Origin of the sequence: Stappia sp. BW2, from assembly GCF_008107695.1 — a bacterium.
GTDB lineage: Bacteria > Pseudomonadota > Alphaproteobacteria > Rhizobiales > Stappiaceae > Roseibium.
Genome location: NZ_VIRG01000058.1, coordinates 243,719 through 268,590, shown reverse-complemented (window position 1 = coordinate 268,590; position 24,872 = coordinate 243,719). Strand labels below are relative to the sequence as shown.

Here is a 24,872-nt window from a genome sequence, read left to right as displayed (position 1 = left end):
CACGTTCGAAGGAGCCGTACAGACGCTTGCGGGCGGTGCATGGCTGGGCTTTGAGCCTCACCACGAAACAACCGCCCGCCTGATGTATCAAACGCGTCTGTTTGGTCGCGCAGCCTTTCTCCGTGGAAGGTTCCGCGCGTGTTCGCCTACAGCAAGGACTGGGAAGCCTGTCGGACGTTCTGAGTGGAAGCGTCGATCTGTGCCGTTGCCGAAGAGATGGACTGCATGTTGTTGGTGATCAGTTCAACCCCTTGAGCTGCTGCCTGCATGTTCGACGAAATGTCGTTCGTGACGGCGGCCTGTTGCTCGACCGCCGACGATATGCTGGCCGCTATCTCGCCGATGCTGTTGATCACATCCATGATATTCGAAATCGCGGTCACCGCATCGTCTGTGGTTTCCTGAACGGAATTGACCTGTGTCGAGATTTCTTCGGTTGCCTTGCTGGTTTGCGAGGCCAGGCTTTTGACTTCCGAAGCGACAACAGCAAAGCCCTTGCCGGCTTCTCCGGCGCGCGCGGCTTCAATGGTGGCATTCAACGCCAGAAGGTTGGTCTGGTTTGCGATGCCATCGATGAGTTCGATCACGGACCCGATGGTCTTGGCATCTTCTGAAAGCCCGGACATGATCTGGCTGGACCGCTCGGCTTCGCCAACGGCCTTGTTGGACACATCAAGCGCAACCTGAACCTGACGGCTGATCTCCTGAATGGAGGCCACCAGTTCTTCAGAGGCTGCGGCAACTGTCTGAACACTGGATGACGTCTGCTCGGAGGCGGAGGCCGAGCTGGTCGCTTGTTCTGTCGTCTCTGCAATTGCCCGCGCGATTTCCTCAAGGTCGGCATCGATTTCGCGTTGTGTGTTGATGCGTCTGTGACGCTCGCGCACCTGTGCAGTCACGTCGGTGGCGAATTTCACCACTTTGTAAGGGCGGCCAGCCGCATCCATGATCGGGTTATAGGTTGCACGGATGTAAACTTCCTTGCCGCCTTTGCCGATCCGCTTGAATTCATCAGCCTTGAACTCACCATTGGCGAGATCCTGCCAGAAGCGCTTGTACTCCGGGCTGTTGCGGAATTCCGGCTCAACGAACAGGCTGTGGTGCTGGCCCTTTATTTCGTCGAGCGTGTAATCCATGACAGACAAAAAGTTGTCATTGGCATCGAGGATCTTGCCATCGAGATCAAATTGAATGACCGCCTGAGACCGGCCGATCGCGTTGACCTGGCCAAGATAGTCGGCGTTCCGGCGCTTCTGCTCCGTAATGTCGGTGGCAACCTTGACCACTTTGACTACATTGCCCGAGCGGTTCTTGACCGGGTTATAGGATCCTTGAATCCACACTTCGTCACCGTTCTTGGAAAACCGCAAGAATTCTGACGACCAGTATTCACCCTGCGCGAGCTTGTTCCAGAAGTCTCGATAGTCAGAGCTGTTTGCATACTCTGCATCGACAAGCATCTTGTGATGCTTGTTCCGGATTTCTTCAAGCGTATAGCCCATGAGGCGTAGGAAGTTTTCATTCGCTGTCAGGATTGTCCCGTCCGGTTTGAACTCGATAATCGCTTGGGACTGGCCGATTGCGTCCAGCGTCGCCTGACCTGCGTTGTCTAGAATTCCCAGCATTCTTGTTGTTTCCTACCCTTAAACCTGTAGCGATAAATTTAAACGCGGTGACCTTAAACAAAAGTTACGCTGGGGTAGAGTTGGCCGTATATGTTTTGTGAAACCCTGCTTAAATCAAATATCATTTTCAACGAAACCGACAAAAGCTAGAATTTACAAGACTTTCGGTGCGTGTTTTGGTTTTGGACTGCAACTTTTAATAACTGTACGTAATCACACGTATATTTTAGACTTAAGTCGAGAGTCTATGGCGTGAAATGCCAATTTATCTACTTAATTCGACAACTATGAAGCTCCTGAAAGTAAGAAAGCGTTCATGCTTGTGGCGAGGCGGCTGTGCCCTGATGGGGTGGGCCTAATTCAGGTTGAAATCTCGCGGGAAACAGCCGGGGTTTGGTCCCGGTTCGGGCAGATGTGTCGGCGTGAAAGCGGCCGTGGGCGTTTGTGAGCGGGTGCGCTTCGTTAGCCGGCGTGCCGGGAGGGCGCTCTCCGGCAAGAAACCCGACAACTTCCCTATCGTTTCGACGGTTTGTGACGTTTCTTCTGACCTAGCAGGGGTGACGCCGCATCGGGATATGCTGCGACTGTGTCGGGTTCTTCTTTCGTCCGGTCATTGCAAAAGGGGCGGCCGTGCTGCCGTTTCCTCTATGAGGGGAGCAGGCCCTTGGCCTTGAGTGTTACGCGCGTTGCTTCATTGAGATCGTATTTTTCAAGATCTGCGGGAAGAACCCAGGCATGGTCCTCGAATTCGTCGTTGATGGAAACGGCGCGGTTGGAGGCTTTGCAATCGAAGATGAGATAGATCATGTAGATCTCTTCGGTCGCGCCATCCGGATAGGTTTTTGTTCGGATATCGTCCCTGAAGGTCCAGGGCTGCACCGTTTCGATGGTCAGATCGGACCCCAGTTCTTCCGAGATCTCCCGAAGCAGCCCCTCTGTGATCTTTTCGCCTTGTTCAAGGCCGCCACCGGACAGGGCCCATTGGCCCGGAAAGACGCCCCGATCGCTTGGCATCTTGCACAGAAGGTACGCGCCTTCATTTTCGATCAAAGGGCAAACAATAATTCTCTGGCGCATGGCTTTCTCGATTTATCTGAACATTCGAGGAGTTTTTGGGGCTGAAATCGCGGCAAGGTCCGCCCAGGGAATAAGGCGGCTCTCCATGTATGGCGGCAATGCCCGGCCATCTCAAGCGGTCCAAAGCCCTGTTGGCTGCAACTCCATTTCTTTTGGCTGCATTCCTTGTTGAAATGTGCAGCTCCGGGGGGCGATGTCGCGGCCTTGGTGTCGGCGGGATTGCGGGCGTGGTGTTCAATGCGGTCTGCTGCTGTCGGGCGGTCGCGCGCATCTTGTTGCAGTGCGAGTGCTGAATTTTTATGCGCCTGAAGACCGTTTTCTGAATATGCCTAAATTGCGATCATTGAATCGGTATTTGTTTAAAAATTAGGCAAAAAAGCTGCCTGAAAACTCGTCATCTCATTTTGGTCACAAAGGGCTCTCCGGTGTTTTTTGCGCTGCAAAACCGCAGGATTCTGCGAATCGACTTCTGAAAAAGCAAAGTTGGCACGGTCCTTGATTATCAGGCTTCGACACCGCCCGGGCCACGGCACGTGGTGAAGCCGAAGACCTGAGAAGATCCTTCCAGAGGGGACAGAACCAGGCGCAGTTTCCGGGGTGGTTGGCCGAGCTTCTTCGACGGGAAGGGGCGCTAAGAAGGGGAATGGAACGAGCAATGAAAATAGTGATGGCCATCATCAAGCCGTTCAAGCTCGACGAAGTGCGCGATGCCTTGACCAGCATCGGCATCCAGGGGCTGACGGTGACTGAAGTGAAAGGCTATGGCCGCCAGAAGGGGCACACCGAAATCTATCGCGGCACCGAATATGCCGTCAGCTTCCTGCCGAAGCTGAAGATTGAAGTCGCTGTGGATGCCGCCTCCGTCGACAAGGTGGTCGAAGTGATTTCCGGCGCTGCCAAGACCGGCCAAATCGGGGATGGGAAGATCTTTGTCCATTCGATCGATCAGGTCGTGCGAATCCGCACCGGCGAAACCGACGCCGAAGCTCTGTGATTTAGGTAAGGAAACGTATCATGAAAAAACTTGTCGCTAAGGGCGCGGCGTCGCTGGCTCTGCTGAGTCTCACGGTTCTGCCGGTGCTCGCGCAGGATACCGAGGCTGCAGCCGCTGCTCCGGCCGCGGTTTCTCCCGAGGTTGCCTACATCTTCAATACGCTGCTGTTCCTCATCGGCGGTTTCCTGGTCATGTGGATGGCCGCTGGCTTTGCCATGCTCGAAGCCGGTCTCGTTCGCTCCAAGAACGTGTCGATGCAGTGCCTGAAGAACATCACGCTTTACGCAATTGCGGGCCTGATGTTCTGGATCACCGGTTACAACCTGATGTACACCGGCGTTGATGGCGGTTTCATGGGCTCCTTCGGCCCGTATGCGTTTGACGCCGTTGGCGGCGACGCACTCGACACCGGTTACTCCACGGCGTCCGACTGGTTCTTCCAGATGGTCTTCTGTGCGACCACCGCGTCGATCGTGTCCGGTACGCTTGCCGAGCGCATCAAGCTGTGGCCGTTCCTGGCCTTCACCGTCATCCTGACGGGCATCATCTACCCGATCACCGGTTCCTGGGAATGGGGCGGCGGCTGGCTCAACGGCGAAGCCGTGAAGGCTATCGGCGGCGCCGAGTTCTCCGACTTTGCCGGTTCGACCCTCGTTCACTCCGTGGGTGGCTGGGCTGCTCTGGCCGGTGCGGTTATCCTGGGTGCCCGTAAAGGCAAATACGGTGCGGACGGTTCCGTACACCCGTTCCCGGGTTCTTCCATGCCGCTCGCAACTCTCGGCACATTCATCCTGTGGCTGGGCTGGTTCGGCTTCAACGGTGCGTCCCAGCTTGCTATGGGCACCATCGGTGACGTTTCCGACATCTCCCGCATCTTCGCCAACACCAACATGGCTGCTGCCGCTGGTGTCGTCGTCGCGGTCATCCTCACCCAGATCCTCTACAAGAAGGTCGATGTGACCATGGCTCTGAACGGCGCTCTCGCTGGTCTGGTTGCCATCACGGCTGAACCGCTTGCGCCGAGCGTATGGATCTCCGTCTTCGTTGGCGGTGTCGGTGGCGTAATCGTGGTCTTCGCGGTTCCGATGCTCGACAAGCTGAAAATCGACGATGTCGTCGGTGCCATCCCGGTTCACCTGCTCGCAGGTATCTGGGGTACGCTGATCGTGCCGCTGTCCAACTCCGACGCTTCCTACCTCACCCAGCTGATCGGTATCGTGTCCATCGGTGTCTTCACCGTGGTCGTGAGCTCCGTGATCTGGTTCGTCCTGAAGGCCACCATGGGTATTCGGGTGTCCGAGGAAGAAGAAGCTCTGGGTCTCGACAAGGTCGAAGTCGGAGTGGAAGCCTATCCGGAATTCGGTATCGGCTCCGGTCGCATGTAAGGCGACCGGCCGAAAATATCTCCCAGGCGGTCTATTGGCTCAGACCGCAAACTTGGAAAGCCCGGGGGCAACCCCGGGCTCTTTTTTTGCCAGATCGCCGTTTGCTTGCTGGGCACGCAAAAGAATATGCAAATGATCGGACATCAATCCGATTGCGTGACCGGAGAACAACAAGCCGACTGTTTGTCTCGACACCGGTGGCTCTATCCCGCGTCTTTCCCTGCCAGCACTTGCAAAGGCAATTCCAGTTCTCATAACCGGGTGTATTGCCATGCGGCGTGCCGGGTAACGGCGCGCGGGGGTCTTGGGGGCATAAGGAGTTCTGCCTGAACTCAAGCGGGAAAGCGGGCCGAACCTCAGTCAGGCTCAGGCAGCGGGGCTTTCACCGCGCAGCAGGCCGGCAAGGTTGTCGTGGCTGTCCACCACCTTGTGCGCCCCGGCGGCCAGCAGTTGTTCACTGTGGCCGTCATGACAATGGCCGCCGCCGACAAATCCCCACACGGTCATCCCGGCGGCAAGGCCCGCCTTCACGCCGTTGACGCTGTCCTCCACCACAAGCGCGGCTTTCGGGTCGATGCCCAGTTTGTCAGCTGCGAACAGGAACAGGTCAGGCGCCGGCTTGCCGTTGGCAACCTGCTCGCCGGAATAGATATGCGGTTCGAAGTAGGGAAAGAGCCCGGTGTGCTGCAGTTTGTGGGTCAGCCTCTGCAGACGGGAGGAGGAGGCGACGGCGCGCAAGCCATCATGCGCTTCCAGCAATTGCTTGATGCCGCTGATTTCCTCAAGTTCCCGATCCATCCGTTCCTTGGTGGCCGCGTCCAGCTCGGGTCCGAAGGTTTCAGGCAGCGGGCCCCTGCCCAGTGTCTGGTAGTCCCGGTCGAGCGCTGCCCAGAAATCCGTGCTGCCAAGCCCCTGGAACCGGTCCATATAGTCGTGAAGCTCATATTTCAGGCCTATCCGGGCCAGGTGCTCGCGCTCGACCTCGACATAGATGATTTCCGAATCCACCAGAACGCCGTCACAGTCGAACAGGATCGCTTCAAATGCCATGGAGGAGGGGCCTTTCGGGTGTTCCGGGATAATCGAGGCAGGGGCGGCCGGGCATCAAGCCCGGTCGTTGTCAGTGTGAGCCGTCGAACAGGCCTTTAACGACTTGACGTTGAAACAATATGACAAGCAAGGCTGGTGGCACGAAGGCGAGCACTGCCAGCATCAACCCCCGCAGGCTCGAATTGCCGAAAAACTGCATGCCGCGCACCAGTGTGTAGCTGCTCTCGTCGGACGTGATTATCACTGGCCACAGATACTGGTTCCAGCCGTTGACGAACATTACCAGGAACAGGGCAGCCGCCGTTGGAAGCGACAGGGGCACCAGAATGTCCTTGAAGAACTTCAAGGGGCCGGCACCGTCGATCCGGGCCGATTCCAGCAGCGCGTCCGGCACTGTCATCAGAAACTGACGGAAAAACAGCGTACCAAGACCGGAGGCCAGCAGCGGCAGGATCAGGCCTGCACGCGTGTTGACGAGGCCGAGTTCGGTGGTCACGGCGTAGGTTGGCAAAAACCGCGATTCCAGTGGCAGCAGCAGGGTCAGCAGCAGCACGGCGAAGATGGCACTGGCAAAGCGGACGCGGAAATAGATCAATGCATAGGCGGTCATGAGGGACAGAACGACCTTCAGCGTTGCAAAGCCTGCCCCCAGAAGGAAGGAATTCCACATCATGGTCAAGGCCGTGACATCACCGGAAAAGCCTGCGCCCGCCTGCAGAAAGTTTCCATAGTTTTCCAGCGCGTTGCCGCCCAGATCAAGCCTCGGCCGAACCGGTCCAGCCTCATGGGTGGTCGCGGCAAAGATCGAATAAACAGGCAGCGTCATCAGGAGTGCGCCGCCAATCAGGATCAGGTGATCAACAAGCTGGGCATGCCAGCGCCGCCAGTTGGGCATATGCGATTGGTTCCTCAAATCGATCCGAAGTAACCGGGGTTCGTATGCTGCGGGGCCGGAGCACTGGGGTCAACTTCGCAAGGGGGTACACCGGTGAAGATACCTGGTGCGCAACCGTCTATGCGGGCTCGCTGCCAATGGGACGGCGACGATCGCCGGGTGCAGAGTATTATGGATAGTCACAGGCAAGGGCAAGCGGGATTTCGGGCGGTTTGCCGACGCTTGCAGCCCAAATTTCGCGTCCTGGTGCAGTACAGAAAAATATTGATTAGTGACGTAGCGTATCGAAAGTCTACGGGTAATCAGGAGCTTTTATGCTGGTTGCCGTGTGAATTGTGAAGTGTCCGATTGGTGACAAGACGCAGGCCTTCTGGCAGTATTTCGATGTAATACAGAAAATACGTCTTTTAGGAGATCATCTTTCACACTGGTGCTGGGGGAGCGCTATGGCTCGGATACTTCTTTATAACGGTGAGCTTGGATTTTTGACACGGGGCTATATGGGCGCGCACGGCGGCTACAGCTATTCCTCGACTGAGGAAATTCTTGGCCATCTGGTTCAAAATGCGCCTTCCGATGGTTTCAGTGTGGTTGAACTGGTCTTTCACAGTGGCGTTCCCGGTCAGGTAACCCTGCTGGATGCCGACTGCATTTCAGGCTTTACCGCGGCAAGCGCGGTCGGGCGCGTTATAAATGGTTCCGGGATGGAGAATTTCTGGAGAACGCTCGGGCAGTATGTCCGGCCTGGTGGCGTTCTTTCACTGAATGCTTGCTCGATCGCGGAAGGGCGCGCGGGCGCGCATCTGCTGCAGTATCTCAGTCGCCTGATCGGCAGTGGCAAGCGGGTATGCGGTGGGCTGGGCGATCAGACGTCCGGCGTTTACGAGTACAACAACCCGTCACTGATGCGCGGCTATCCCTACTATTTTTGAAAGCTGGCCTACAGCACCACAATGCCGGAGTGCTTGGCCTTGTGTTCCGGTTCGACGTGAATGGTAATTCGCGCTCCGGGCACATCATCAACGATGGCAAGTTCGATGCGGTCGCAGATCTCATGTGCCTTGTCCACCGACATTTCGCCCGGCACCACCAGGTGAAAATCGATGAAGGTGGATTTGCCGGCAATGCGGGTGCGCAGGTCGTGCGCCTCCAGTGCGCCTTCGCCATGTTCTGAAATCAGAACGCGGATCTTGTCCAATACGTCTTGCGAGGCCGCTTCGTCCATGAGGCCGCCGACGGACTCCTTGACGAGCCCCCAGCCGGACCACAGCACGGTCAGACCGACGAGAACCGCAAGCGCGGGATCCATGACCTTCCAGCCCGTGAGCATCACCAGCACAACGCCGCCGAGGACCCCCACGGAACTGGCGACATCCGTCATCAGGTGCTTGCCGTCGGCAATCAGGGCAGGTGAGCGTGCGTGTTTGCCGTATTGCATCAGGTAACGTGCCCAGGCGCCGTTGATCAGGGCGGCAAGCAGGTTCATGCCGATGCCAGCGGGAGAATATTGCGGGCTTTCCCCACTGACCAGGCCGAGCCATGCCGCGCGGAAAATCGACAGGGCGGCAAGCACGATCATGACGCCGACGAGGACCGCAGCGAAATACTCTGCCTTGTCATGGCCATAGGGGTGGTTGTTGTCGGCCGGTTTGGCCGCGAACCAGACGGCAGCAAGCGTTGCGATAGCGGAGGCAATGTTGACGATGGTTTCCAGCGCATCGGAATAGAGCGCTACGGATCCCGTCAGCAGATAGGCACCGATCTTCAGGCCGAGAACAGCCACACCGACGATGATGCTCAAAAAGGCAATCCGAAGCCTGCGCTTCAATTTCATGCGTTCCCCCAGGACCGATTCGCTTCGCCGGATGAGGGCAAAGCAGAGAACGTAACCGGTCTCAGCGTTTCGCAAACCGTGTGCCATTCAGGCGTTCACGGTCCAAAGGCTGGCCGAACGGGGCAAGGGGTAGCAGTTTTCTCCGGTGTTACAACCCGGCTTCGAAGGCAAATACCCTGATTTTCAGAGGGAATTGATATTTGGTCACACCAAAAGAGGCGGTTCACAGACCGCCGCTCTTGTTCATCATGGCTGCACCAATGATCCGGCCAGGGCCATCGGGGTTTTCAAGCTGCACGACAATCGCGCAACGGGCATCGCCCTTGAGCATCAGCTTGGACTTGGGCATGCGGAAGGTTTCCTGGCCGCCGGACCACATTCCCATGGGCTGCAGGTTGCGCACCACGTTGACGTAACGCACCTTGCGGCCGGCATTTTCGCCACGGCCGATATCGACCAGCGCTTCATCCTGCATGCGCAGGAAATAGACCGTCGCCATGGTGTAGCCCCGTGGCAGAGTGCCGTTCACCGTCGCCTGAACAACCATGTCAGTAATCTTCAGATCGATTGTGGCGGTGAAGGGCTCCGTTCGTGCCAAGGCAGCTCTGACGTCACCCTCTCGGCTGCCAACGACATGTTCTTCGCCGTTGATCACCATTTGAGGGGTGTAGACCGACCGGTCGCCGCGCCGGGCTGCATAGGCGCGTTGGCGCTGAGAGTTGACGGGGCTTGCGAGCGTATCCTTCCAGCCGAGATAATCCCAGTAGTCGACGGGCAGCAGCAAGGTCAGGACATCGTTGTCCTCGTCCACGAGCTTTTCCGCCAGCCGGTCTGCCGGAGGGCAGGAGGAGCAACCCTGACTGGTAAACAGTTCAATGACCTTTTCGGGCTGTGCCAGAGCGCTGTTCATCGGAGCGGACAGGGCAACTATTCCGCCGGTTACAAAAAACGCTGTTCGGAGGGCCTTGCCGACCTTCCGGGAGAACGATCCCACCATTTGGTTCATATCCTTGTTCGAGTGCTTCCAAAATATGCAATCGTGCACTCAACCGAAAGTCACGAGCCGGTGACTTTGCCAATAGACGTCGCAATTCGCGCGTTTGTGACAGGGCTTCACCATTTGGCGGGGGCTGACCTTCAGAAAATAGCATCCGGCGCGGATATCGGCATTTCGGCCGGGCTGGCTGTCTGATCAGGCCAAGGTGGATTGTCCGGGACCGAGAAACATGTGTTTTGATGGCCTGCACCAAGCTGTTATCGCGTGTCATGCTTGGCATTTATCGCTTAGTCTGCCAGGTCGCGGCCGGGTTCGGTCCGTAGTCCTGCCCGTTGACACTGGAGACAAGTGCCCCTGCCTGGTGAACAAAACAAAGGTCATGAGGTCTGTGACTTTGCGGTTCTGACAAGCGCCGCACTTCCCTGGATGACCGGCCCCTCCTTTATCTCGCTGTGGCATGCCTGCGGTCTGACAGCCCTTGGCTATCGTGTCGTCTATGTTCTTCCCTGGCTCGACGCAAACTCGCAGCGGCGCCTTTGGGGCGAGGCGCGCTTTGCCGATTTTGAGGAACAGCTTGCCTGGCTTCAGGCCGAGCTTGAGTCTTTCGGGCCCTACAAGCTGCCGGACTGCCGGCCGTACCGCGCGCGGTACGTTGCAGGCATGGGGTCGATCGTTCCAATGGAGGACGTCTACCGCGCCGCGCCACCGGCCCGGTGCCTGGTCGCCAGCGAACCGGAGCACCTGTGCTGGTATCCGGTAACGACGGGGCGTAAGGGCATTCGCGCGGACAAGACTATCGGTCTCTGCATGACCGATTACGAAACCTACATCCGCATGTCCGGGTTGCCGTTTGCCAGCAGTCTGGCACGGCTGGTGTCCTATCTTCACGGACGCGCCCTGCGGCTGCGCATCGATCTGCCTCTCAGCCTGTCTCCGGCGCTGACCCTGCCGGGCGTCACCATGCCGGTGGAACGGGTGACCGGCGTCATGCCCGGCTATGCGCAGGTGCCACTCGTGACGGACGAGACGGAAGGCATCTATTTTCTGGGGGCGCTCCTCTGGGAAAAGGGACTGGACGACCTGGCCCGTATCGCCGCGCGTGCCGGCAAGTCCATCGATGTCATCGGCGGAGGCCGGGATGAAGCAGCGTTTCGCGCCTTTGCACGGAAGGAGGGCGCGGATTTGCGGTTCCTCGGGCCTAACCGCCGGTTCTGGTCCGATATCGGACGCTACCGCATCATGGTGAACCCGTCCCGCAGTGAAATCCTCTGCACGGCCACCGCCGATGCACTTGTCGCCGGACGGCATGTCATTTTGCCCGATTGTCCGGGCAACCTTCCCTACAAGGCTTATCCCAACGCGCATTTCTACACCGAACTGGAGGGCGCCATCGAGGCGCTGGAACACGCCTTGAAGACACTGCCGGAGTCGCCGGTTGCCGCGCGTGAGGATTTCGACTGGATGAGTGCCTGTCGCCGGCTGGCCTGTCTTGCCGGGCTGGGAGGCCGGGGCTGAGCGTCAGGCGTCGTTTCAGCGTAGTGGCTTTGGAACACAAAGCCTGATCGTCTGGTCACAGATCGAAATCTGCGCGGGAACATGAGCAACGATGTCGCCGTCGGCCTGTATCGGGTCGCCCACCGGACCCAGGAGTTCGACTGTCCGAACAGGGCGCTGAACTGCGAGCCCAAGCAGCAGGAGAAGACCTGCCGGTATCAGCAAGAACCGTCCGAAGACCGACAGGGAGCCACCGGCAGGAAAAAGTGTTGCGCATAACGACGGGGTTGCGAGGTCGCAGTGCGGCGCAAGAACAAATGTGCCGCCATACCGTTTGCCGCGGCTAATGATCAGCGTGGCAGCCTTCCGGGTTTCTCCGTCCAATCGGATATCCAGCGGCGGACAGGGCCAGTGCCGTAGGGTGCGGAATACCTCGATCAGATAGGCAGCCTTGCCAAACCGGGTCTTTGTCGCACGGTTCAGGTCCGCCACCACCTGGGCGTCGAGCCCGATGCCGGTCATCATCATGAAACGGTGACCGTTGATCAGACCGGGCTGGACCTTGAGGACCTGCGCTTCCGTGAGGCAACTTGCAATCCGGCGTGGCTCCGTGCCGATGCCAAGTTCGTGGGCCAGCACATTTGCTGTTCCGAGCGGAATGAGGCCGAGCGGCGGTGTCTGAGGGCCGGCGCCCTGGATCGCGTCATTGATCGTGCCGTCTCCGCCGGCAATTGCCAGAATATCGGCATCATCTGAAGTTGTTTCCCGCACGAAACGAGCGGCATCGCCTGCTCCTCTCGTGGTCAGGATCTCGCAGGTGTGTCCGCCTGCTTCAAGCAGAGACAAGACAGTCCGGAAGCGGTTCTTGCGCTTGTGCCCGGTGCGAGGGTTGTAGACGACCCGGATCTTATGGCCCTGCCCTTGCGAGCTCTTGCCTCTCATCGCGGGGCCCTGATCGTCGGCAGGCATCGATCAGGCTCTGGACACGTGCCGGGTGTGCGGCACGTCATCGGACGGCCGCAAAGTGTCTGCGACCGGGACGCGGGAAGCGGCGATGCGGTCCATGATCTGCAGGATGTCGGTGGGCGAGGTGTTGGCGGCAATCGGCTGCCGTGATTGGCCGGTCTCGATGGCGGAGATGGCTTTCCTGAAGTGCTCGCTAAAATCGGCAGATGTCGAAAAGGCCTGCCCGGCGCCTGTCTTTATCACATGGCGCAGGACGGCCGCTTCCTGCGGCAGCGCCAGGCTTTTGTCGAGCAGCATGGACAAGCCAAGCGCCATGGCCTCGCTTGTGCTGCCCGGACCGGGTTTGCCGATGAAGAGATCGCTGGCGGAAAGAAATTGCGCAACCTTGTCGGTAAATCCGAGAACCTGAACCGGATACGGCAGGTCCATGGAGCGCAGTTCATCGGCAAGCGCTTCGTTCCGGCCACACAGAAACACCACTTGCGCGCTATGCGGAACGTCGCGCATTGCCTGCGCCAGCTCGATCATCCGCATGCTGCCCTGGGCACCATAAAGGACGGTCACAACGGGTCTGGCAGGATCGAGGTTCAGCGCTTGCTTGCCGGCGCGCTGGGCCGGGTCGGTGAATTCCGGCCGGACCAGCAAGCCGCCCATCGCATGGACCTTGCCGGCAAGCTTCGGCAGTTTTTCTGCATTGCGCACGGCATCCTGCGTGCCGCAAATTGCATGATAGTCTGCGCGGTTGGGAAACCAGACGCCCTTCGCCAGCTCCGCCCAGTCCGTGATCATGACAGCGCCTTCGGGCAGAAGACCTTCGTCAATGGTGGCGCGGTAGCGTTTCAGGGCTTCCAGCATTACCCGGTTGCCGAGCGGCATGACTGACAGCACGACATCCGGGCGGATCTCTTCAAAGTGCCGCGCCAGGATCTTGATGGCAGGCGGTTCGCAGAACACATAGTTCAGGCGCAGGGCCGCATAGAAAAGCCAGCAGGTGAGGCCCGTGCGCCCCTGACGCAAGATGACTTCGTTATAGATATTCTCGCCTGTGCGTGAGCCCAAGCGGTTGAAGAGGTCGAGATGCGGGATCAGCGAGGTGTAGGGGTTTATCAGGCTGACCCTGTATCTGCCGGATCCTTCGAGGCACGCTTTCAGCGCAAAGGCGCTGGCCCTGTGGCCACCGCCTGCGTCCGTATAGATCACTGCCACATGGACGGGATCCGTCATGCACCACCTTCTGAAGATGTACCGACCGGGCTGGTGCCGGACTTGGGCAGAACCAGATGCTCGCGTGTCATCGGGACATCGTTGTTCAGCCCCTTTGTCATCAGCAGATGGTACAGCCGGTTGTCGCCCCAGCTGAAGGAGGAGCTTGCCACTTCCAGGTACAGCCGGAAGCTTCTGACGAAGGTGTCGTCATACATCTCGCGGATACGGTCGATGTTGGCGTCGAAATTGGCGAGCCAGTATTTGACCGTCGGCGGATAATGCAGCCGGATATTCTCAAGGTCGATCATGTAGAGATCATTGTTGCCGGCGGCCTCGACCATGGTTGTCAGCGGGGAGGCCTGCGTTCCGGGGAAGATGTATTTGTCGATCCATGGGTCGATTGGCCGGGGGATCTCGTTGCCGATCGTGTGCACGAAGGCAAGGCCCTGCGGCTTGAGGATGTGGGCGATCCGTTCGAAGACCGGTGCGATCTGGGCATTGCCCATGTGCTCGACCATGCCGATCGAGGCAACCTTGTCGTAAAGACCATCCGCCTCGCGGGCGTCCTTCAGGCGGATCTCGATCTTGTCGGACAGGCCGCGCTCGGCAATCTTCTGAATTGCATAGTCGCGCTGTTCCGCCGAAATGGTGAAGCCGACACCGGTGATGCCGTAGTTTTCGGCGGCATACATCAGGAACCCACCCCAGCCGCAACCGAGATCGGCAACATGTTCGCCGGGCTTCAGGCACAGCTTGCGGCAAACCAGTTCCAGCTTGTTGTTCTGGGCTTCGTCCAGCGTGTTGTCCGGCGAGGTGAAATAGGCGCAGGTGTAGATCATGCCCTTTCCGAGCAGGATCTCGTAAAACTCGTTGCCGATGTCGTAGCTGAAGGAAATGTTCTCGCGCGAGCGGGCGATGGTGTTACGTGCGCGCAGGAAATGAAACGCCAGCTTGAGCCGCAGCATCAGCGACATGGGCCGTTCCGCGAAGTCGATGGCAAAGCCCAGGTAGAAGAGCTTCTTGATGTCGCCTTCCACTTCGATGTCGCCCAGCATGTAGCTCTCGCCAAAGCCCATGAAGGCATCCGAAAGCACCCTGGAAAGCGCCCGTTCGTTCTTGAAAATCAGGATGAACTCCGGCTCTGTCCCGATGGAGAAGCCGGTTCCGTCCCAATAGCGAACCTGGAACTGTGCGTCAGGAGAAGCCGCAGACATGGCTTCTGCAAGCTGGCGGATAACGTCTTTCATCGGTGGGCTTTCTGAATCAACGAAGAGAATCGGCAGGACGGCGCTTGGGCCCGCTGATCGCAGTCCAAATCGAAATGATGCTGTCCCTGTACTCCGGCATGGTCCGCTTCAGCTCGTCGTGGAGCGCGGGCAGATTGTGATAGGGCACACCGGGGTACATGTGATGTGCCGTATGATAGCGAAAGCCCACGGGCTGCACGATCAGAGCCAGAGGCGACTCGATCGTGAAACTGTCGATCATCTGGTCTTCCCGGCCGGAGGTTTCGGCCAGGCGTTCCAGCTCGTGTTCCAGCGGAATGCGCGCGGTCAGAAGCGCCCATCCCAGAACCAGCACTGCATAATAGAAAGGCAGCGCGCCGGGGAAGAAGATGATTGCGGCAACAAAGAGCGTGAGCGTGACCCGGGCGTGCCGGCTCACTTCAGCCTGCTGTTCCGGGGTCAGCGACGAGCTGAGCGAAAAGCCGAGCTTCTCTGTTGCCCAGCGGTCGAGCGCCGCTTCCAGTCGGAACGCGCCGAAGGCGGCGGTTATCGTCATCAGAAGATTGGTGAAGGGCACCACAAAGGGAATGACCAGCAGAACCATGGTCATGGCAAACGGATTGCCGCGCACCAGCGGGTATTGCGGATCTTCCGGTGTACCGAATATGCCGAGCCGATGATGGGCCAGATGCGGCAGTTGAAACCGCAGCGGCGGAACCATGACGATCAGCGCCACCGTCCAGGTGTAGAAGGTCCGGAAGCTGCGCAGCTTTTCGTCCTTGATATGAACGATCTCGTGGCAGAAAAGGCCCGCCCGGTGGAGGCCGAAGGTCGCCAGCAGCCAGGGCAGGATGACCATGGGCCAGGACGCGTTCACACCCCAAAAGAACCCGATGGCGAAGAGTGCCAGGTAAATACCGAAATCGCGGAAATAGATGGCGGGTCGAGGTATGAAATAATCACGGGCAATCATGGATATCCAACCTCGTGCGATAGGGTCAAGCCAGCAGCACTAGCTTAGGCTCGCATCTCAGATCAAGCCAGTATTGAACGCCGCGACACCCATCATGTAATGAATGAGTATCACGCTGGCGATGTTCTGATGCCGGATGTAGATCCAGCCGAAAATGAAGCCTGTGCCAATGGTCATCAGGACGGCCGGAATGCCGAAATGCAGGTGAAACATTCCGAACAGGATCGACGCGAGCAGAACCGAGCGCCATTTGCCCTTGTCACCCAGAAACCGCTGGAAGGAAGACTGCAAGAAGCCTCTTGCGATGATCTCCTGCAGCGCACTGTGAAGGAAGTAGCTCAGGGTTCCCAGGAGGTTGAACGGCAGCGGTTTGCCGGGAAGCGCGTCGAAGGACTTGAGTACGGCCGCCAGACCCCAGGCGAAGATGCACAGCCCGGCGGAAAAGATCGCCCCCTCAATGAGGGATTTCTTCAAGCCGACGGTGGTTATCCCGAGTGACGCGACCGAAATGCCCATGTGCCGGATGACGAACAGGCTGGGTACCAGCAGGACGGCGAGATACTGCCAAGCGAAGACCTCGGTGTAGACATCCACATGGACGATGGTCCGCGCAAGTACGTTGTTCACCAACGTGCCGATACACATCATGATCAGCGAGTAGACGAAGAACTTGCCGAATTGCTGCTGTTCGTTTCGAAGATCCAGTTCGCGCTGCAGCGCGGCCACGTGCTCTTGCGTGGAAGCGCGCATGCGCCGGGTGACGAAGGAGGCCAGAGCGCCCTTGAACTCGGCAAGTCTGGCTTCCCCGTCAGAAAGCTCGAGGATCCGATCCGGCTCGATTTCAAGCACGGCACCGCCTGTTTCCGAGCGCACCGTCGCAGAACGTGGTTCGCCGTCCAGAAGAGCCATTTCGCCAAAGGGCTGCCCGGGCCCGATTTCCGCAACACGGTGGTCCGAGGCCGTACCGTCGCCCTTGCGGTAAATGCCGAAGGTGCCATCCAGAACGATGTAGAGCGCGTCGCTGGTCTCCCCCTCGACGATAACGTCCTGATGAGCCGCGACCGGCACCTTGCGTGAGGCCGCCTGAACCGCTTCGGCGACCCGTCGCGGCATGAACTCCGTCATCTTCTCGAAGATCGCCTGAAGATCGTCCGTTTCCTGGACCTCTTCTTCAAATGGTGTGGAAGCGCTCTGCATGCGGTTGCCCTACCTTGTGGTCCTGAACCAGCGGCCGCCGAAATACAAAAGCACGACGATTGGCATCAGCAGAACATGGTAGCTGCCATAAAGGCCAAGGCCCCAGAAGCCCGGGCTTTGCATCGGGATCATCGCAGACACGCCCAGTGTCAGCAGAATGCCGGCGATCATCGCCAGCGTGCCGCTGTTCTGGCTGAAATGAATGAGGCTGAGCACAAGCAGGAAAACAAGACCTGCAGAGTAATAGAGGATTACGGACAGAAAATCGTCGGAGGTCAGGATCATGAAGACCGGCCAGAGTGCGCCCAAGGCGCCTGCGACCACAAATCCCAGACGCAGTGGGGCGGAGAGGTACTGAAAGCTGGCCGCGACAATCATGCTGAGACTGCCCAGGACAATGACGATCCGGGTGGCGATCACGAACGGGCGGTGCCCTTCGTGGCCGATGGCTTCGAAGAAGCCATGATCAATCGCACCCAGCATTGAGGCCAGTCCGATCAGGGCCAGTGTCAGAGCCCAGATCCAGGCGGGAGACAACGGCTGAACACCTGGGCGAAAGCTGAGGCCAGCGAGGAAAAAAAGCTCGCACGCCAGGATCACGTCTGTCAGGGCGGAAAGGGCTAATTCGGAAAGCAACGGATTACTCGTGGTTGGTGCCAATCTGGCCTGTGGCGGCTGGCGATCTGATAGGCGTTAGTTGGTCGCAATAATCCGCCGTCAGCATTGAGATACTGTTAAACGGTTTGCCTCTTGGGGATCAGATTCTTGAAGGATCAGGGCACCGTCTTGTTCGGTGCTGAAGCGGGTCTCTTGCCGTTGACCCAGGCCTTCAAGGCACGCTCTGCCGGCATCTCGTAAATCCGGTAGAGGAAGATCGAAAACGCAGCGGTAATGCACAGCGAAACCGGAAAGAAAATGACATCTGCCGGGATGGCTGGCCTCAGGAAGAGGTTCATCAGGTGAAGTGACGGCTGGTGGACCAGGTAAAAGGCGAAAGACGCATTGCCCAAGAGCACGAGTGGGCGAGAGGCAAATGCCCGTGTGAGCACGCTGCCTTCCGTCAGATGGGCGTAGAAGAACAGCGTGATCACCGGCAGGTAGAACAGGGAATAGCGGAACGGGTCCGGTACATCCGGTGCCAGCCACATGGTCAGGAACAACAGAAGATAGCTGACCGGCTGAACCACGCCGGGCAGCCGGAAGCCGCGGCGCCAGACTTCGTGCAGCACCATGCCGACCAGAAACTCGAGAATGCGGAAGCCGGGAAAGATGTAGAACAGCCAATGGGAGAACGGATATTTGCCGAAGAAGATCACGTCGCCCAGGAAAACCTGAACAAGAAGGGCGGAGACAATCACCACAAGGCCAAGCCCCAGCGTTGCCGCAAGCAGCTTGCGCGGTGAGAGCGCGACCAGGGCAAAGAAACACAGATAGAAGAACATCTCGTCCGACAGCGACCAGGACGGTGCGTTGAGGGAAAAATAGATCGACGAGACGGGAATCCAGCTTTGCAGATAGGTCAGGTTGAGGACCGTCTTGATAACGCTGAATTCTTCGGAATAGATCGCCTGAACCTGCATGATCGAGAAGTAGAGAAACGGCAGGCCGGTGAGGAAATGCAAGGGTGTCAGGCGGGCGATCCGGAGCAGGAAGTATCTGCGGAAAGAAATCGCGCCGGTCAGGATTCTCGTTTTGTAGGACTGCGTCAGCACGAAGCCGGACAGCATGAAGAAGAACGAGACGCCGACGTAGCCCTGTTCCGCAATGGTCTTGACGAAGTCGCCGCTCGTGTCCCAGCGGAAATGCACTCCGAACACCAGCAAGGCAGCGAAAAAGCGCAGTCCGGTAAGTTGTTCCAGCCGAACTTTTGCCGCGCTGCCGGTTCCGTTCATCAGAATTTCCCTTTTCCCCTGGGGCAATAAGGACCCGAAGCCCTGCTTTATCTAAATCGGTGTCGATTTATGATGGCTTAATGTTGTGAAAAGGTCTGTCCCGGCCAGTCAAACTTGCTGGTCCATCAAGGCGCGGTGCTGTCTCACCCAATCCCAGGTTTCCCGGATGCCGCGCTGAAGCGATACAACGGGCTGCCAGCCGAAAGCCGTCCGTGCCCTGGCAATATCAAGCACCACCCTTGGCACATCGAAGTTCCGGCCCGGCTTGTAGACCGGTTGCAGGGGATGGCCTGTGGTCTGACCGATGATCTCGACGATCTGTGAAATGGACGTGCCCTCGCCACTTCCGGCGTTGAAGCTGCCGGTGGTGTTGGAGCTCAGTGCCCGATGGCACAGGCTGGCTACATCCTCGACGTGAACGAAATCGCGCACGACGCTGCCGTCGCCCCAGATTTCAATGGGCTCGTCTTCCGCCACCTTCCGCAGGTAGGTTCCGATCACGCCAAGCAGGCCGACCTGCGCCTGGCGTGGTCCATAGATGTTCGCCGGCCTCAGCGCGACGAACTCCAGCCCGTGGAGCTGCTGTTCCATGCGCAGGTACTGTTCAATCGCTGCCTTGACGATGCCATAGGAGGAAATCGGGTTCAGCGGGTGGTCTTCCGGCACTGGATCCTGGGACGGAATGCCGTAGACCGTGCCACCGGAGGAGAAGAAGACCAGTTTTCGCGTGCCGCTTGCCCGCATGGCCTCCAGAAGACGCACCGTTGGAATAAGGTTGCCGGAGATATCCGCCGCCGGATCAAGGTTCGATGTCGAGGGAACAGTCGTGCTTGCCAGATGCACCACGGCGTCCACACCTGACAAGGCGTCCGCAAGCCGGTGATGATCGGACAGGTCCTGAAACACGTAGTCGACGTCCGGGAGCGGTGGTCGGTAGAGTTCCGGCCGGGTGTCCATCACCCGCACCGAAAGGCCTTCTTGCACGCACTTGTCCACCACGTGAGAGCCGATGAACCCGCAGCCGCCAATCACAAGAACTTTCAAGACAGGCCTCTTCGCAAACGGCGTTTAAAAAATGTTCCGGATGTTAGAGCGGTCGCGGAGGCATTTGTAAATGCGGCAGGGCTGAAGAAACCGGGCACTCACCGAGACAGGTGGTATCAAGACCAGTCTAGCGAGGTTTCCGACATTCGCAGGCTCAGGACTTGTCGCCGGCCATGATCTTCCGCAGTTCGGGCAGGAAGACCTCCTGATAGGTTTCAAGGCTCAGCGGGCCGATGAACTTGTACCGGATCATGCCGTCCGCATCGATGACGAAGGTTTCCGGAACGCCGTAGACACCCCACTCGATGGCCGTGCGACCGCCGGTATCTGCACCAACGCGCTGATAGGGGTTTCCGAGGCTGCCCAGAAACCGGCGCGCGTTTTCCGGCTTGTCCTTGTAGTTGATGCCGAGAAGCTGAATGCCCTCGACCTTGGCAAGATCTTCCAGAAGCGGGTGTTCCTGGCGGCAGGGAACGCACCAGGAGGCGAACACGTTGACGACGGAAATCTTGCCGTTGAGATCCTGCCGGGAAAAACCGGCAACGGCGGTATCACCCCTGGTCAGACCTTCGACCGGTGGCAGGTCGAATTCCGGCGCCGGCTTGTTGATCAGCGCGGAGGGAATTTTCTGAGGGTCGCCGCCAAGGGTCAACTGAAACAGGAACAGGGCGGCAAGGCCGGCAAACACCACCAGCGGCAGAAGCACCAGAACCGGGAACCCGCGTTTCGGTGCCTGGGGCTCGGCTTGTCCGGCACTGGTATCGTTGGACGTCATGAGTCTGCTTTTCCTTCGCCAGCCGACCGGGCACGCGCGATGCCCCGGGCAGCCAGGTCCTTGAGGGCTTTTTCCTGCTGCGCCTTGTCGATCCGGACCCAGGCAATCAGGCCGAGGACGGTCAGGAGACAAAGGCCGTAGGAGGCCCAGATGAAGCCAGCGTGTGGGCCTAGATCCATGAGAGTTACTCCGCAGGCTGTGCCGTTGCAGCCGCCGTGCCCGGCTGGGCGGCGCTGGCGGCACGCAGGCGCAAGGCACGCACGCGGCGGCGCAGGATCTCGTTGCGCATTGCCATCAGGTGCAGCACGAAGAACAGCAGCGTAAAGCCGAGCGCCATGACCAGCAGGGGCCAGAGGATGTCGGGGTGAATGGTCGGGCCGTCCATGCGTATGACGCTGGCCGGCTGATGCAGCGTGTTCCACCAGTCGACCGAAAACTTGATGATCGGCAGGTTCAGCGCGCCGACGAGCGTCAGCACAGCCGCCGCCTTGCCGGCCTTGATGGGGTCTTCCATCGTGCGCCAAAGCGTCATCAGACCCAGATACATGATGAAGAGAACCAGAACCGAGGTCAGCCGCGCATCCCACACCCAGTAAGTGCCCCACATGGGCTTGCCCCAGAGCGATCCCGTCACCAGCGCCATGAAGGTGAAGGCCGCGCCGATGGGTGCCGCGCTCTTCGCCGAAACATCGGCCAGCGGGTGCTTCCAGACGAGCGTTCCGAGAGAAGACAGTGCCATGATGGAATAGCACATCATGCTGAGCCAGGCGGCCGGCACATGGATATACATGATCCGTACGGTGTCGCCCTGCTGATAGTCCTCCGGCGCAACGAAGAAACTCATGTAGAGCCCTGCGGCGAACGTGATGACGCACAGGCCGATGAGCCAGGGCAGAACCACCTGCACCAGCTTCAAAAATCGCGTCGGATTTGCATAATCCCAAATTGCCATGGAACCGTTCTAATCGAGAGCGTTGCCCGCTTCAATGGATGAGTATGCCGCAGTGCGCTTTGCGCAGTATCAAGCATGTACGCAAATGGGTGATCGGGCGGATTAAATTGCGAGTTGTGTTTGCGGCCAATGCTGGTAAAGGGGTGTTCCGGCTTCCACTTCAAGGATCTGATCATGCCGGATGTTTCCACCCTATTTGTATTTGCCGCCGCTTCGCTGGTTCTGACCGCCACGCCGGGTCCCGACATGCTGCTCATTGCCTCGCGCAGCATCAGCCAGGGAAAAGCCGCGGGCTTCCTCACCTATGCGGGTATCGCGCTGGGCACCTATTGTCATGCGCTTGCGGCGGCCATGGGCCTGTCGCAGCTTCTGACGACGGTGCCGGCTGCCTATGAGGCGATTCGCTGGGCGGGATGCGCCTATCTGCTTTACCTCGCCTGGAAGGCCCTCCGCTCGGAAGGAGTGGCCCTGGCGCCGGTGAGTGGTCTGAAGCGTCTCAGCGGCCGGCGCATTTTCCTGGAAGGTCTGGCAACCAATCTTCTCAATCCGAAGATGGCGCTGTTCGTGCTGGCTCTGTTTCCGCAGTTCATTTCCGTCGACGGCGGGTCGCTGACCGCTCAGATGCTTGTTCTGGCGTCCGTCATCAACGGCATCGGATTTCTGGTGAACGGTTCAGTCGTTCTGCTTGGCGGACACATCCGCAGCCGTCTTGCCGGTCTCACGCGTTTCCCGAAGTTGCCCCAATATCTGCTGGCGACCGTCTTTGCAGGTCTTGCCTGCCGTCTTGCCCTGAGTGGACGTAACTAGGCGGCGTCAATCGCCAGCAAACCTGAGCGCGGCGGCGGCGGCAAGCGGGCCTATCACCGCTGCGATCAAGGACAGCGAACACAGGATGAGGAACGGCGTCAGGAACGGCACGGGGTCGTGAATGGCGGCGTCCGCAGCGCTGACGCCAAAGATCAGCACGGGAATGGCCAGCGGTATCACCAAAACGGCCAGTAGCAGGCCGCCGCGGCGCAGGGAGACGGTGAGAGCCGCGCCGATGGCGCCGATCAGCGTCAGCGCAGGCGTGCCGACCAGCAGGGTCAGCGTGACGGAGCCCGTGGCGACAGGGTCGAGATTGAGAAAGATGCCGAGCAAGGGGGCGGCAATCACCAGCGGCAGACCGGTTGCGACCCAATGGGCCAGGCATTTGATCAGCACCAGAAGTTCCAGCGGACGCCCGGCCATCAGCATCAGGTCCAGCGTGCCGTCCTCCCGGTCGGCCTGAAACAGCCGGTCCAGGCCAAGCAGGGTCGCCAGAAGCGCGCCGATCCACAAGATGGCGGGACCGATGCGCGACAGCAGGTTCAGGTCCGGTCCGACGCCGAAGGGTATGACGGTGACAACGGCCAGGAAGAACAATACGCCGACCAGCGCGCTGCCGCCGACGCGCACCGACAACCGAAGATCCCGCCGAAACAGAACTGCAGCCCAGGAACTCATGCGGGCAGATCCTCCTCTTCCGGGAAAACGGGATCGGTGGTGCGCAGATGCAGGATGCTGGTTTTGGCAAGGGCCAGTTCGGTGTGGGTTGCGGTCACGATCAGGCCACCGGCAGCCAGATGTCCGTTCATCAGGTCCAGAAGCTGGCCTTCCGATGCCTTGTCGAGGGCTGATGTCGGTTCATCCATCAGCCAGATCGGGCGCGGGGTCACCAGAAGCCGGGCAAGGGCCAGGCGCCTGGTCTGGCCGGCGGACAGAAATCCTGCCGGCAGGTCAATCGTGTGGCCAATGCCGAGCAGATCGAGCGCGGCTTCTGGAGACAGCGCGGTCGCCTGGTAGGCTGATGTCGTGACAGGTGAAGTAAAGCCCTGCCAGAACGAGAGGTTTTCCAGCACGGAAAGCGCTGCCTTGACCGCGTTCTGGTGGCCGAAATAGTGCGCGTGTTCGGCTGGCAGCCGGTCATCCTCGCCGTCTTCCAGCCGCAAGGTTCCGCCGGCAAGGACAACAAGACCCGCCAGCGTGCGCAGCAGGGAAGACTTGCCGATACCGTTCGCCCCCGTCACGACCAGCGCGGTGCCGGAGGGAAGCGCGAACGACAGGTCCTGAAACACCCGGCGTCCGCCGCGGTCAATGGTCAGGTTTTCGGCAATCAGTTTCAGGGGAATGCTCCGACGGCAGATTGGGTTGAACCTTGTTAGTTGGCTGCCCTGTTATGATGCAAGGAAAATTCCCCGCCTTGTCCTTGCTCAAAGACAAAACACCCGGGGCAGGCCCCGGGTGTTTCGATGTCCTGACCCGTCGGGCGGACAAATTTGGAGACGCAAGGCTGATAGCCAGCGTTCCTGAGCGATCAGTCGAAGACGGCCGCGATCTGGTCGACGCTGACGCCTTCCTTGATTTCCCGCAGGCGCGCATAGATCAGTGCGACAAGGATACTCAGGAAGCCTGCGCCGACAGTGGAGATGGCGGCAAACAGGACGACGCCGATGACCATGCCGATGGAGCCGGCCGCGGCGATGAGGCCGACGACGAACAGCGCGACGAGGTTGAGGATGCTGGCGCAGATGATGGCCAGCACCAGCGCGCCTGCGATCGGCCAGCGGTATTCCTTGGTGAGATACTTGCTGCGGCTGAGGCCGCCGAAACCTGCGCGTTCGATCACGACAGCCGGTGCCATGACGGCGAACACTGCATAGACCCAAAGACCCGGAATGACCAGGAAGGCCATGCCGATACCGACCAGGATCGTGACAACGATCGTGAGGATGGCCAGCGGCACAACTGTGCTCAGCGCCGGGCCGAAATAGCGGCCGAGACGCACCGGGCGCGAAAGCTTGGCGTCATAGGCAAGCTGGACCAGAAGGGCGGTGGTGATGGAATAGACCACCATGCTGACCAGGACCGAAAGAACGTTGGCAACAATGCTGCCGCCGCCGGAGAAATCCTGCTGCCGTATGCCAAGCGCTTCACCGAAGCCGACCAGAAGGCCGGAAATCAGAAAGCCGAAAAGGCTCGGTACGAAACCGACGATGACAACCTGGATGAAATGCTTGAAGAGGATAGAAAAAGTTTCGCCGACCAGGGTGCCTACACCGAGGGAAGCTTTGGGTTGACCTAGAGTTGTGTCGCTCATTCAATTGCTCCGTAATCTTTCAATCGTTTTTCAAAAAGCGGTTATCCAAATTCAGCTCATATGCCAACAGGAAATGCACGCCAAGCGGGACGAATACTATCCGCCAGAGGCCATGGACCGTCCGAAAACCGTGAAACTCTGATTGTGCGAACATCTTGTCAGCCATCCGACA

The 24,872-nt window shown here is 59.0% G+C and carries 25 protein-coding genes; 5 read left to right on the top strand and 20 right to left on the bottom strand.

Annotation, left to right across the window (positions count from 1 at the left end):
* Positions 1 to 146: 146 nt before the first annotated feature.
* Entirely contained in the window at positions 147 to 1,625 is a 1,479-nt protein-coding gene (locus tag FMN63_RS09435; protein WP_148583699.1) for a methyl-accepting chemotaxis protein, read from the bottom strand.
* A gap of 645 nt (positions 1,626 to 2,270) precedes the next feature.
* Positions 2,271 to 2,702, bottom strand: a complete 432-nt coding sequence (gene nudI, locus FMN63_RS09430) for a nucleoside triphosphatase NudI (RefSeq protein ID WP_148583698.1) — start codon at positions 2,700 to 2,702, stop codon at positions 2,271 to 2,273.
* 655 nt (positions 2,703 to 3,357) lie between these two features.
* Here nudI and FMN63_RS09425 point away from each other — a divergent pair.
* Entirely contained in the window at positions 3,358 to 3,696 is a 339-nt protein-coding gene (locus FMN63_RS09425) for a P-II family nitrogen regulator (protein ID WP_006938248.1), read from the top strand.
* A 20-nt stretch (positions 3,697 to 3,716) separates the two neighbouring features.
* Entirely contained in the window at positions 3,717 to 5,081 is a 1,365-nt protein-coding gene (locus FMN63_RS09420) for an ammonium transporter AmtB (protein ID WP_148583697.1), read from the top strand.
* A 366-nt stretch (positions 5,082 to 5,447) separates the two neighbouring features.
* On the opposite strand, the gene FMN63_RS09415 is transcribed toward FMN63_RS09420, so the two are convergent.
* Together FMN63_RS09415 and FMN63_RS09410 are read right to left on the bottom strand one after the other, a co-directional pair.
* Complete coding sequence (locus FMN63_RS09415) at positions 5,448 to 6,131, bottom strand: HAD family hydrolase (RefSeq protein ID WP_148583696.1); 684 nt, start codon at positions 6,129 to 6,131, stop codon at positions 5,448 to 5,450.
* A 70-nt stretch (positions 6,132 to 6,201) separates the two neighbouring features.
* Positions 6,202 to 7,026 (bottom strand): ABC transporter permease subunit, encoded by an 825-nt coding sequence (locus tag FMN63_RS09410; protein WP_148583695.1) that lies wholly within the window; start codon positions 7,024 to 7,026, stop codon positions 6,202 to 6,204.
* 446 nt (positions 7,027 to 7,472) lie between these two features.
* Here FMN63_RS09410 and FMN63_RS09405 point away from each other — a divergent pair, with 446 nt between their 5' ends.
* Positions 7,473 to 7,958 carry a hypothetical protein gene (locus tag FMN63_RS09405; protein ID WP_148583694.1) on the top strand — a complete coding sequence of 162 codons (486 nt, stop codon included), beginning with the start codon at positions 7,473 to 7,475 and terminating at the stop codon, positions 7,956 to 7,958.
* A gap of 8 nt (positions 7,959 to 7,966) precedes the next feature.
* Here the strand turns inward: FMN63_RS09405 and FMN63_RS09400 are convergent, their stop codons facing one another.
* Together FMN63_RS09400 and FMN63_RS09395 are read right to left on the bottom strand one after the other, a co-directional pair.
* Positions 7,967 to 8,854, bottom strand: coding sequence for a cation diffusion facilitator family transporter (locus FMN63_RS09400; RefSeq protein ID WP_148583764.1), 888 nt, complete (start codon positions 8,852 to 8,854; stop codon positions 7,967 to 7,969).
* A 229-nt stretch (positions 8,855 to 9,083) separates the two neighbouring features.
* Positions 9,084 to 9,857, bottom strand: coding sequence for a DUF1223 domain-containing protein (locus FMN63_RS09395; RefSeq protein WP_209001037.1), 774 nt, complete (start codon positions 9,855 to 9,857; stop codon positions 9,084 to 9,086).
* A gap of 348 nt (positions 9,858 to 10,205) precedes the next feature.
* Here FMN63_RS09395 and FMN63_RS09390 point away from each other — a divergent pair, with 348 nt between their 5' ends.
* The gene (locus FMN63_RS09390; protein ID WP_205513932.1) at positions 10,206 to 11,372 is read left to right on the top strand and encodes a glycosyltransferase family protein; all 1,167 of its coding nucleotides are present in this window, start codon (positions 10,206 to 10,208) and stop codon (positions 11,370 to 11,372) included.
* 15 nt (positions 11,373 to 11,387) lie between these two features.
* Here FMN63_RS09390 and FMN63_RS09385 read toward each other — a convergent pair whose 3' ends face one another.
* The 11 genes from FMN63_RS09385 to FMN63_RS09335 form a co-directional block, all read right to left on the bottom strand.
* Positions 11,388 to 12,320, bottom strand: coding sequence for a diacylglycerol/lipid kinase family protein (locus FMN63_RS09385; protein ID WP_148583692.1), 933 nt, complete (start codon positions 12,318 to 12,320; stop codon positions 11,388 to 11,390).
* Between the two features lie 3 nt (positions 12,321 to 12,323).
* Positions 12,324 to 13,541, bottom strand: a complete 1,218-nt coding sequence (locus tag FMN63_RS09380) for a glycosyltransferase (RefSeq protein ID WP_148583691.1) — start codon at positions 13,539 to 13,541, stop codon at positions 12,324 to 12,326.
* On the bottom strand, positions 13,538 to 14,770 hold the full coding sequence (locus tag FMN63_RS09375) for an SAM-dependent methyltransferase (RefSeq protein ID WP_148583690.1): 1,233 nt from the start codon (positions 14,768 to 14,770) through the stop codon (positions 13,538 to 13,540). The genes FMN63_RS09380 and FMN63_RS09375 overlap by 4 nt, the downstream gene beginning before the upstream one ends.
* Before the next feature lie 16 nt (positions 14,771 to 14,786).
* Complete coding sequence (locus tag FMN63_RS09370; protein WP_148583689.1) at positions 14,787 to 15,722, bottom strand: fatty acid desaturase family protein; 936 nt, start codon at positions 15,720 to 15,722, stop codon at positions 14,787 to 14,789.
* Between the two features lie 57 nt (positions 15,723 to 15,779).
* Positions 15,780 to 16,919, bottom strand: coding sequence for a cyclic nucleotide-binding domain-containing protein (locus FMN63_RS09365; RefSeq protein ID WP_148583688.1), 1,140 nt, complete (start codon positions 16,917 to 16,919; stop codon positions 15,780 to 15,782).
* 9 nt (positions 16,920 to 16,928) lie between these two features.
* Positions 16,929 to 17,555: a DUF6962 family protein gene (locus FMN63_RS09360; protein ID WP_148583687.1), complete on the bottom strand. Its 627-nt coding sequence runs from the start codon at positions 17,553 to 17,555 to the stop codon at positions 16,929 to 16,931.
* Positions 17,556 to 17,692: 137 nt separating this feature from the next.
* Positions 17,693 to 18,811, bottom strand: a complete 1,119-nt coding sequence (locus FMN63_RS09355; protein WP_148583686.1) for an acyltransferase family protein — start codon at positions 18,809 to 18,811, stop codon at positions 17,693 to 17,695.
* Positions 18,812 to 18,919: 108 nt separating this feature from the next.
* The gene (locus FMN63_RS09350) at positions 18,920 to 19,855 is read right to left on the bottom strand and encodes an NAD-dependent epimerase/dehydratase family protein (protein WP_148583685.1); all 936 of its coding nucleotides are present in this window, start codon (positions 19,853 to 19,855) and stop codon (positions 18,920 to 18,922) included.
* A 154-nt stretch (positions 19,856 to 20,009) separates the two neighbouring features.
* Entirely contained in the window at positions 20,010 to 20,630 is a 621-nt protein-coding gene (locus FMN63_RS09345) for a DsbE family thiol:disulfide interchange protein (protein ID WP_205513930.1), read from the bottom strand.
* Positions 20,627 to 20,809: a heme exporter protein CcmD gene (gene ccmD, locus FMN63_RS09340; RefSeq protein ID WP_148583684.1), complete on the bottom strand. Its 183-nt coding sequence runs from the start codon at positions 20,807 to 20,809 to the stop codon at positions 20,627 to 20,629. The genes FMN63_RS09345 and ccmD overlap by 4 nt, the downstream gene beginning before the upstream one ends.
* A gap of 5 nt (positions 20,810 to 20,814) precedes the next feature.
* The gene (locus tag FMN63_RS09335; protein ID WP_148583683.1) at positions 20,815 to 21,582 is read right to left on the bottom strand and encodes a heme ABC transporter permease; all 768 of its coding nucleotides are present in this window, start codon (positions 21,580 to 21,582) and stop codon (positions 20,815 to 20,817) included.
* 174 nt (positions 21,583 to 21,756) lie between these two features.
* On the opposite strand from FMN63_RS09335, the gene FMN63_RS09330 reads away from it, so the two are divergent.
* Positions 21,757 to 22,389: a LysE family translocator gene (locus FMN63_RS09330; protein WP_148583682.1), complete on the top strand. Its 633-nt coding sequence runs from the start codon at positions 21,757 to 21,759 to the stop codon at positions 22,387 to 22,389.
* Between the two features lie 6 nt (positions 22,390 to 22,395).
* Here FMN63_RS09330 and ccmB read toward each other — a convergent pair whose 3' ends face one another.
* The 3 genes from ccmB to FMN63_RS09315 form a co-directional block, all read right to left on the bottom strand.
* The gene (ccmB, locus tag FMN63_RS09325) at positions 22,396 to 23,067 is read right to left on the bottom strand and encodes a heme exporter protein CcmB (RefSeq protein ID WP_148583681.1); all 672 of its coding nucleotides are present in this window, start codon (positions 23,065 to 23,067) and stop codon (positions 22,396 to 22,398) included.
* Positions 23,064 to 23,726: a heme ABC exporter ATP-binding protein CcmA gene (ccmA, locus tag FMN63_RS09320; RefSeq protein WP_148583680.1), complete on the bottom strand. Its 663-nt coding sequence runs from the start codon at positions 23,724 to 23,726 to the stop codon at positions 23,064 to 23,066. The genes ccmB and ccmA overlap by 4 nt, the downstream gene beginning before the upstream one ends.
* 191 nt (positions 23,727 to 23,917) lie before the next feature.
* Entirely contained in the window at positions 23,918 to 24,700 is a 783-nt protein-coding gene (locus tag FMN63_RS09315) for a hypothetical protein (RefSeq protein ID WP_148583679.1), read from the bottom strand.
* Positions 24,701 to 24,872 lie beyond the last annotated feature (172 nt).

Excerpts from the sequence above, each read along its gene's own strand:
- FMN63_RS09435 (WP_148583699.1), bottom strand. The coding sequence starts at position 1,625 with ATGCTGGGAATTCTAGACAACGCAGGTCAGGCGACGCTGGACGCAATC.
- nudI (WP_148583698.1), bottom strand. The coding sequence starts at position 2,702 with ATGCGCCAGAGAATTATTGTTTGCCCTTTGATCGAAAATGAAGGCGCG.
- FMN63_RS09425 (WP_006938248.1), top strand. The coding sequence starts at position 3,358 with ATGAAAATAGTGATGGCCATCATCAAGCCGTTCAAGCTCGACGAAGTG.
- FMN63_RS09420 (WP_148583697.1), top strand. The coding sequence starts at position 3,717 with ATGAAAAAACTTGTCGCTAAGGGCGCGGCGTCGCTGGCTCTGCTGAGT.
- FMN63_RS09415 (WP_148583696.1), bottom strand. The coding sequence starts at position 6,131 with ATGGCATTTGAAGCGATCCTGTTCGACTGTGACGGCGTTCTGGTGGAT.
- FMN63_RS09410 (WP_148583695.1), bottom strand. The coding sequence starts at position 7,026 with ATGCCCAACTGGCGGCGCTGGCATGCCCAGCTTGTTGATCACCTGATC.
- FMN63_RS09405 (WP_148583694.1), top strand. The coding sequence starts at position 7,473 with ATGGCTCGGATACTTCTTTATAACGGTGAGCTTGGATTTTTGACACGG.
- FMN63_RS09395 (WP_209001037.1), bottom strand. The coding sequence starts at position 9,857 with ATGGTGGGATCGTTCTCCCGGAAGGTCGGCAAGGCCCTCCGAACAGCG.
- FMN63_RS09385 (WP_148583692.1), bottom strand. The coding sequence starts at position 12,320 with ATGCCTGCCGACGATCAGGGCCCCGCGATGAGAGGCAAGAGCTCGCAA.
- FMN63_RS09380 (WP_148583691.1), bottom strand. The coding sequence starts at position 13,541 with ATGACGGATCCCGTCCATGTGGCAGTGATCTATACGGACGCAGGCGGT.
- FMN63_RS09375 (WP_148583690.1), bottom strand. The coding sequence starts at position 14,770 with ATGAAAGACGTTATCCGCCAGCTTGCAGAAGCCATGTCTGCGGCTTCT.
- FMN63_RS09370 (WP_148583689.1), bottom strand. The coding sequence starts at position 15,722 with ATGATTGCCCGTGATTATTTCATACCTCGACCCGCCATCTATTTCCGC.
- FMN63_RS09365 (WP_148583688.1), bottom strand. The coding sequence starts at position 16,919 with ATGCAGAGCGCTTCCACACCATTTGAAGAAGAGGTCCAGGAAACGGAC.
- FMN63_RS09355 (WP_148583686.1), bottom strand. The coding sequence starts at position 18,811 with ATGAACGGAACCGGCAGCGCGGCAAAAGTTCGGCTGGAACAACTTACC.
- FMN63_RS09345 (WP_205513930.1), bottom strand. The coding sequence starts at position 20,630 with ATGACGTCCAACGATACCAGTGCCGGACAAGCCGAGCCCCAGGCACCG.
- ccmD (WP_148583684.1), bottom strand. The coding sequence starts at position 20,809 with ATGGATCTAGGCCCACACGCTGGCTTCATCTGGGCCTCCTACGGCCTT.
- FMN63_RS09335 (WP_148583683.1), bottom strand. The coding sequence starts at position 21,582 with ATGGCAATTTGGGATTATGCAAATCCGACGCGATTTTTGAAGCTGGTG.
- FMN63_RS09330 (WP_148583682.1), top strand. The coding sequence starts at position 21,757 with ATGCCGGATGTTTCCACCCTATTTGTATTTGCCGCCGCTTCGCTGGTT.
- ccmB (WP_148583681.1), bottom strand. The coding sequence starts at position 23,067 with ATGAGTTCCTGGGCTGCAGTTCTGTTTCGGCGGGATCTTCGGTTGTCG.
- FMN63_RS09315 (WP_148583679.1), bottom strand. The coding sequence starts at position 24,700 with ATGAGCGACACAACTCTAGGTCAACCCAAAGCTTCCCTCGGTGTAGGC.